The 6,617-nt window shown below is 66.5% G+C and carries 7 protein-coding genes and 1 tRNA gene; all 8 read right to left on the bottom strand.

Features of this window, described 5'->3' with window-relative positions:
• Positions 1-1,413 (bottom strand): NADH-quinone oxidoreductase subunit NuoG (gene nuoG / locus D180_RS06405; RefSeq protein WP_017912137.1); only part of this gene is annotated, 1,413 nt, incomplete at its 3' end.
• Positions 1,410-2,753: an NADH-quinone oxidoreductase subunit NuoF gene (gene nuoF / locus D180_RS06400; RefSeq protein WP_017912136.1), complete on the bottom strand. Its 1,344-nt coding sequence runs from the start codon at positions 2,751-2,753 to the stop codon at positions 1,410-1,412. The genes nuoG and nuoF, both read right to left, overlap by 4 nt.
• 5 nt (positions 2,754-2,758) lie before the next feature.
• Complete coding sequence (gene nuoE / locus D180_RS06395; RefSeq protein ID WP_010343009.1) at positions 2,759-3,286, bottom strand: NADH-quinone oxidoreductase subunit NuoE; 528 nt, start codon at positions 3,284-3,286, stop codon at positions 2,759-2,761.
• Positions 3,283-4,590 carry an NADH-quinone oxidoreductase subunit D gene (locus D180_RS06390; RefSeq protein WP_017912135.1) on the bottom strand — a complete coding sequence of 436 codons (1,308 nt, stop codon included), beginning with the start codon at positions 4,588-4,590 and terminating at the stop codon, positions 3,283-3,285. The genes nuoE and D180_RS06390 overlap by 4 nt, the downstream gene beginning before the upstream one ends.
• Positions 4,587-5,336, bottom strand: a complete 750-nt coding sequence (locus D180_RS06385; protein WP_026143244.1) for an NADH-quinone oxidoreductase subunit C — start codon at positions 5,334-5,336, stop codon at positions 4,587-4,589. Before D180_RS06385 ends, D180_RS06390 begins: the two co-directional genes overlap by 4 nt.
• A gap of 32 nt (positions 5,337-5,368) precedes the next feature.
• Positions 5,369-5,923 (bottom strand): NADH-quinone oxidoreductase subunit B, encoded by a 555-nt coding sequence (locus tag D180_RS06380; protein ID WP_010343006.1) that lies wholly within the window; start codon positions 5,921-5,923, stop codon positions 5,369-5,371.
• Positions 5,914-6,270, bottom strand: coding sequence for an NADH-quinone oxidoreductase subunit A (locus tag D180_RS06375; RefSeq protein ID WP_010343005.1), 357 nt, complete (start codon positions 6,268-6,270; stop codon positions 5,914-5,916). The genes D180_RS06380 and D180_RS06375 overlap by 10 nt, the downstream gene beginning before the upstream one ends.
• A gap of 107 nt (positions 6,271-6,377) precedes the next feature.
• Positions 6,378-6,462, bottom strand: a tRNA-Leu gene (locus D180_RS06370).
• Positions 6,463-6,617 lie beyond the last annotated feature (155 nt).

Genomic DNA, 6,617 nt, shown 5'->3' with positions numbered 1-6,617 from the left:
TTGCGGATGGTTCTCGGCCAGCGCGCCGACGATCAGCACCGCACGGCCGGCGCCCTGCACCGCCTCGCGCAGCGCGGCGTCGGCCAGCGCCTCGGCGAACTTCGACGGCGCCACGATCTGGCGACCGGCCTGGTCGAAGGCCACGTCGAAATCGACCGGGTTGATCGAGTACACCTTGGTCTGGCGCTGCATCCGCGCCTTGCGCAGGCGTGCATGCAGCAGCGGCAGTTCATGGCGCAGGTTGCTGCCCAGGATCACCACCACGTCGGCCTGCTCGATCTCCGCCAGCGGCAGCGCGAACGGCTCGGCCAGCGCGGCGTCGGAGAAGTCGCGGTTGTACACGCGGTGATCGAGGTTGCCGCTGTCCAGACCCTCGGCCAGGCGCGCCAGCAGCGCGCCCTCCTCGTTGGAGGTGGACGGATGCGCGAGCACGCCCAGCGCGTCGCCGCGGTTGGCCTTGAGGATCTCGCTCGCGGCGGACAGCCCTTCGGCCCACGACACCTCGCGCCACTGCCCGTCGACCTTGCGCATCGGCCGCAGCGCGCGGTCCTCGGCGTACAGGCCCTGGTGCGAGTAGCGGTCGCGGTCGGACAGCCAGCACTCGTTGACCGCTTCGTTGTCGCGCGGCACGGTACGCAGCACTTCGCCGCGGCGCACGTGCAGGAACAGGTTGGAGCCCATCGCGTCGTGGTAGCCCAGCGACTCGCGCGCCACCAGTTCCCACGGACGCGCGCGGAACTGGAACACCTTGTTGGTCAGCGCGCCGACCGGGCACACGTCGACCACGTTGCCGGACAGCTCGGTGGTCAGCGGCTTGCCGTCGTAGGTGCCGATCTGCAGGTTCTCGCCGCGGTACATGCCGCCCAGCTCGTAGGTGCCGGCGATGTCCGCGGTGAAGCGCACGCAGCGCGTGCACTGGATGCAGCGGGTCATCTCGGTGGCGACCAGCGGCCCGATGTCCTCGTCCGGCACCACGCGCTTGCGCTCGTTGAAGCGGCTGACCGAACGGCCATAGCCCAAGGACACGTCCTGCAGTTCGCACTCGCCGCCCTGATCGCAGATCGGGCAGTCCAGCGGATGGTTGATCAGCAGGAATTCCATGACGCTGCGCTGGTACTTCAGCGCCTTGTCGCTGCGCGTCTGCACCTTCATGCCGTCCATGACCGGCGTGGCGCAGGCCGGCGACGGCTTGGGCGACTTCTCGACATCGACCAGGCACATGCGGCAGTTGGCCGCGATCGGCAGCTTCTCGTGGTAGCAGAAGCGCGGGATCGGGATGCCGGCCTTGTCGGCGGCCTGGATGATCATCGAGCCCTTCGGCACGACCAGCGACTGGCCGTCGATCTCGACGGTCACATGGCCTTCCGGCACGACCGCGGGGGTCGCGCCGGGATTGTTGGGTTGCGCGCTCATGCGGCGGCTGCCTCCACCTTCTTGCCGTCAACCATCGAATGACCGTTGACGATGTAGTACTCGAATTCGTCCCAGAACTGGCGCAGGAAGCCCTGGATCGGCCAGGCCGCCGCTTCGCCGAAGGCGCAGATGGTGTGGCCTTCGATCTGCCCGGCGACGGTGCGCAGCTGGTGCAGGTCTTCCATCGTGGCCTTGCCGGCCACGATGCGCTCCAGCACGCGATGCATCCAGCCGGTGCCTTCGCGGCACGGGGTGCACTGGCCGCAGGACTCCTTGTGGAAGAACTGCGAGATGCGGCAGGCGAACTTCACGCAGCACACACTGTCGTCGAGCACCACGATCGCGCCCGAGCCCAGGCCGGTGCCCAGCGCGCGCAGGGTGTCGTAGTCCATCTGCAGGTCTTTGAGCTGCTCGGCCTTCAGCACCGGCATCGACACGCCGCCCGGGATCGCGCCCTTGAGGGTGCGACCCGGCTTCAGCCCGCCGGCCATTTCCAGCAGTTCGTCGAAGGTGGTGCCCAGCGGCACTTCGAAGTTGCCGCCCTTCTGCACGCAGCCGGACACCGAGAAGATCTTCGGGCCGCCGTTCTTGGTCTTGCTCAGCCCCAGGAACCACTCCGGGCCGTTGCGGATGATCGCCGGCACCGACGCGTAGGTCTCGGTGTTGTTGATCGTCGACGGCTTGCCGTACAGGCCGAAGTTGGCCGGGAACGGCGGCTTGTAGCGCGGCTGGCCCTTCTTGCCTTCCAGCGACTCCATCAGCGCGGTCTCTTCTCCGCAGATGTAGGCGCCGGCACCGAGGGCGCCGTAGATGTCGATGTCGATGCCGCTGCCGAGGATGTTCTTGCCCAGCCAGCCATTGGCGTAGGCGTCGGCCAGGGCCTGCTCGAAATGCTCGAACGGCTCGTGGTGGAACTCGCCGCGCAGGTAGTTGTAGCCCACGGTGGAGCCGGTGGCGTAGCAGGCGATGGCCATGCCCTCCACCACCGAATGCGGGTTGTAGCGCAGGATGTCGCGGTCCTTGCAGGTGCCCGGCTCGGATTCGTCCGAGTTGCAAAGGATGTACTTCTGCGGCGCGCCCTTGGGCATGAACGACCACTTCAGGCCGGTCGGGAAGCCGGCGCCGCCACGGCCGCGCAGGTTCGACTGCTTGACCATCTCGATCACCTGCTCCGGCGGGATCTTCTCTTCGAGGATCTTGCGCAGCGCAGCGTAGCCACCGGTCTTCAGGTAGCTCTCGTAGGACCACGGGGTGTCGTAGTGCAGCGTGGTGTACACCACCTGGTGCGGCTGCGGCGCGGGGCCGACCGGACCGGTGGGAGCGTGGGGATGCTGTGCCATTGCCGTTACTCCAACCCGTCCAGCAATTCGTCGACCTTGTCCTTGGTCAGATGCTCATGGTAGTGGCCGTTGATGACCATCATCGGTGCGCCGGCGCAACCGGCCAGGCACTCTTCCTCGCGCTTGAGGTAGACGCGGCCGTCGGCGGTGGACTGGCCCAGCTTGCAGCCGAGCTTCTTCTCGGCGTGCGCGACCAGGTCCTCGGCGCCGTTGAGCCAGCAGCTGATGTTGGTGCAGAACGCGACGTTGTTGCGGCCGACCTTCTCGGTCTCGAACATCGAGTAGAAGCTGGCGACCTCGTAGGCCCACACCGGCGGCAGCTCCAGGTACTTGGCCACGCCGGCGATCAACTCGTCGGTCAGCCAGCCCTGGTTCTGCTCCTGCGCGGCGTGCAGGCCCTGCAGCACCGCCGAGCGCTTGCGGTCCGGCGGGAACTTGCTCAGCCAGTGATCGATGTGCGCGCGCGTCTTGTCGCTCAGCACCACCATCGGATCGACGTCGCGCGCCGCTTCGAAATTACCTGTCGCCTTCATCGGTCGACCTCACCAAACACCAGATCATAGGTACCAATCATCGCCACCACGTCGGCCAGCATGTGGCCGCGCACGATCGCGTCCATCGACGACAGATGGGCGAAGCCCGGCGCGCGCAGGTGCACGCGGAACGGCTTGTTGGCGCCGTCGGACATCAGGTAGCAGCCGAACTCGCCCTTCGGCGCCTCGACCGCGCAGTAGGTCTCGCCGGCCGGCACGCAATAGCCTTCGCTGAACAGCTTGAAGTGATGGATCAGCGCTTCCATGTCGTCCTTCATCTCGGCGCGCTTGGGCGGCGCCACCTTGAAGTTCTCGACCATGACCGGGCCCGGGTTGGCCTTCAGCCACTGCACGCACTGCTTGATGATGCGGTTGGACTCGCGCATTTCGGCCACGCGCACCAGGTAGCGGTCGTAGCAGTCGCCGTTGGTGCCGAGCGGAATGTCGAAATCGACGCTGTCGTACTTGGCGTACGGCTGCTTCTTGCGCAGGTCCCAGGCGATGCCCGAGCCGCGCAGCATGGCGCCGGTCATGCCCCAGGCGTAGGCCTGCTCCGGGGTGACCACGCCGATGCCGACGGTGCGCTGCTTCCAGATGCGGTTGTCGGTGAGCAGGGTCTCGTACTCGTCCACGCGCGCCGGGAAGGTGTTGGTGAACTCCTCCAGGAAGTCCAGCATCGAGCCTTCGCGCGCGGCGTTGAGCCGCTTCAGCGCATTGCCCTTGTGCCAGCGCGATTCCTGGTACTTGGGCATGCGGTCGGGCAGGTCGCGATAGACGCCGCCCGGGCGGTAGTAGGTCGCGTGCATGCGCGCGCCCGACACCGCCTCGTAGACGTCCATCAGCTCTTCGCGCTCGCGGAACGCGTACAGCATCACCGCCATCGCGCCCAGATCCAGGCCGTTGGAGCCGACCCACATCAGGTGGTTCAGGATGCGGGTGATCTCGTCGAACATGGTGCGGATGTACTGCGCACGCTCCGGCGCCTCGATCCCCATCAGGGTCTCGATCGCGCGCACGTAGGCGTGCTCGTTGCACATCATCGACACGTAGTCCAGGCGATCCATGTAGCCGATCGACTGGTTGAACGGCTTGGACTCGGCCAGCTTCTCGGTGCCACGGTGCAGCAGGCCGATGTGCGGATCGGCGCGGACCACGGTCTCGCCGTCCATTTCCAGGATCAGGCGCAGCACGCCGTGCGCGGCCGGATGCTGCGGGCCGAAGTTCATCGTGTAGTTGCGGATTTCCTGCTTGGCTTCGGCAGGATTGCTGGCGAACCCGTCGTGCGCCTGGTGGTACTCGCTCACTTGGCGGACTCCTTCTGTGCTTCGCCCGCCGCGGTCTGGTAGCGCGCATCGTCGCGGATCACGCGCGGCACGCCCACGCGCGGCTCCACCGAGGTCACCGGCTCGTAGATCACGCGCTGCTTCTCTTCGTCGTAGCGCACTTCGACGTTGCCGATCAGCGGGAAATCCTTGCGGAACGGATGGCCGACGAAACCGTAGTCGGTGAGGATGCGGCGCAGGTCCGGGTGACCGGCGAAGACCACGCCGAACAGGTCGAACGCCTCGCGCTCGAACCAGTTCGCGCCCGGCCAGATGTCGGTGACCGAGGCCACCACCGGCAGGTCTTCGTTCGGCGCGTAGCAACGCACGCGCAGGCGCTGGTTGTGGCGATAGGAGATCAGCTGCGCCAGCACGGCATAGCGCTGCTGCGGGACCGGCAACGGCTGGGCCCCGCCGGCAGCCTCGCCGCTGGGGAACTCGCCCCAGGCGAAACGGCCCACGGCCTTGCCTTCGACGCCGCGGCTGAAGCCGTGCGAGGACACGTCGGAGGTGTCCCACTCGTCGCTGCCGTAGCCGAGGTAATCGACGCCGCACAGGTCGGACAGCTGTTCGAAACCGAACTCGTCGCGCAGCGCCAGGCAGGTGGCGTGCCAGGCGTCGGCCGGCACTTCCAGGGTGACTTCGCCGCGCGGAAGGGCCACGAAGACCTGGCTGCCGGGAAAACGGGCGCCGAGTCGGTCGCTAAAGGAAGATGCTTGCTCTGCCATGGGGGCTTGGCGTGCTCTCGAGGAAAGAGGAATCAGCGCGCGATGGTCTGGGTTCGCCAGATCTTCTTCTGCAACTGCAGGATGCCGTAGACCAGGGCCTCGGCGGTCGGCGGGCAGCCCGGGACGTAGACGTCCACCGGCACGATGCGGTCGCAGCCGCGCACCACCGAATACGAGTAATGGTAGTAGCCGCCGCCGTTGGCGCAGCTGCCCATCGAGATGACCCACTTCGGGTCCGGCATCTGGTCGTAGACCTTGCGCAGCGCCGGGGCCATCTTGTTGACCAGGGTGCCGGCGACGATCATCACGTCGGACTGGCGCGGCGAAGGGCGGAACACCACGCCGTAGCGGTCCAGGTCCAGGCGCGCGGCGCCGGCGTGCATCATCTCGACCGCGCAGCAGGCCAGGCCGAAGGTCATCGGCCACATCGAGCCGGTGCGCGCCCAGTTCAGCAGCGCATCGACGCTGGTGGTGACGTAGCCCTTTTCCAGCAGCGGGTTTTCGCCTTCGGGACGCAGGATGTCGTCCACCCGCCCTTCCGGGATCGGGTTGGTCATCAGGCGATCCAGGGTCTGAATCACTCCCATTCCAGCGCTCCCTTCTTCCACACGTAAACAAAACCGAGGAACAGCATGCCGACGAACAGGCCCATGGTGACCAGGGAGCGAGCGCCCAGGTCCATGAACACCTGCGTCCACGGCACGATGAAGATGATTTCCAGATCGAAGACGATGAACTGGATGGCGATCAGGTAGTAGCGCACATCGAACTTCATGCGCGCGTCCTCGAAGGCCTCGAAGCCGCACTCGTACGGCGAGAGCTTCTTCAGGTCGGGACGCCGGGGACCGAGGAACCGCCCCACCAGCATCAGCGCGACGCCGATACCGGTGGCCACGATCAGAAACAGCAGGGTCGGCAAATATTCGGCCAGCACTCGCGATTCTCTCTTGCCTGTGCCCGCACGCGTGCCGCGCAGGCATGGGATAGACGATTCTCCGTGCGAGGGCGTGATGCCTTCGCGCAGAAACCGTAGCCAAACAATGGTGCCCAAGAGGGGACTCGAACCCCTACGACCTAAGTCGCTACCACCTCAAGGTAGTGCGTCTACCAATTCCGCCACCTGGGCTTGCGTAAAACCTGCGCGGCAATCCCGCCGCGCAGCATATTGTAACCGCCTTCAGTCTTTCTGCGACGGGGCAGGCGACTTTTCTTGCGCTTTTTCCGGCGCCTGCTGGGCGGCCGGGGCGGCGGCGGGGGCAGCCGGAGCCGCGACGGCGGCCG

The sequence above is a fragment of the Xanthomonas sp. SHU 166 genome (assembly GCF_000364685.1).
GTDB lineage: Bacteria > Pseudomonadota > Gammaproteobacteria > Xanthomonadales > Xanthomonadaceae > Xanthomonas_A > Xanthomonas_A sontii.
The sequence above is the reverse complement of the archived record's forward strand: the minus strand, read 5'-3'. Positions and strand labels throughout refer to the sequence as shown.

Excerpts from the sequence above, each read along its gene's own strand:
- nuoF (WP_017912136.1), bottom strand. The coding sequence starts at position 2,753 with ATGGCACAGCATCCCCACGCTCCCACCGGTCCGGTCGGCCCCGCGCCG.
- nuoE (WP_010343009.1), bottom strand. The coding sequence starts at position 3,286 with ATGAAGGCGACAGGTAATTTCGAAGCGGCGCGCGACGTCGATCCGATG.
- D180_RS06385 (WP_026143244.1), bottom strand. The coding sequence starts at position 5,336 with ATGGCAGAGCAAGCATCTTCCTTTAGCGACCGACTCGGCGCCCGTTTT.
- D180_RS06380 (WP_010343006.1), bottom strand. The coding sequence starts at position 5,923 with ATGGGAGTGATTCAGACCCTGGATCGCCTGATGACCAACCCGATCCCG.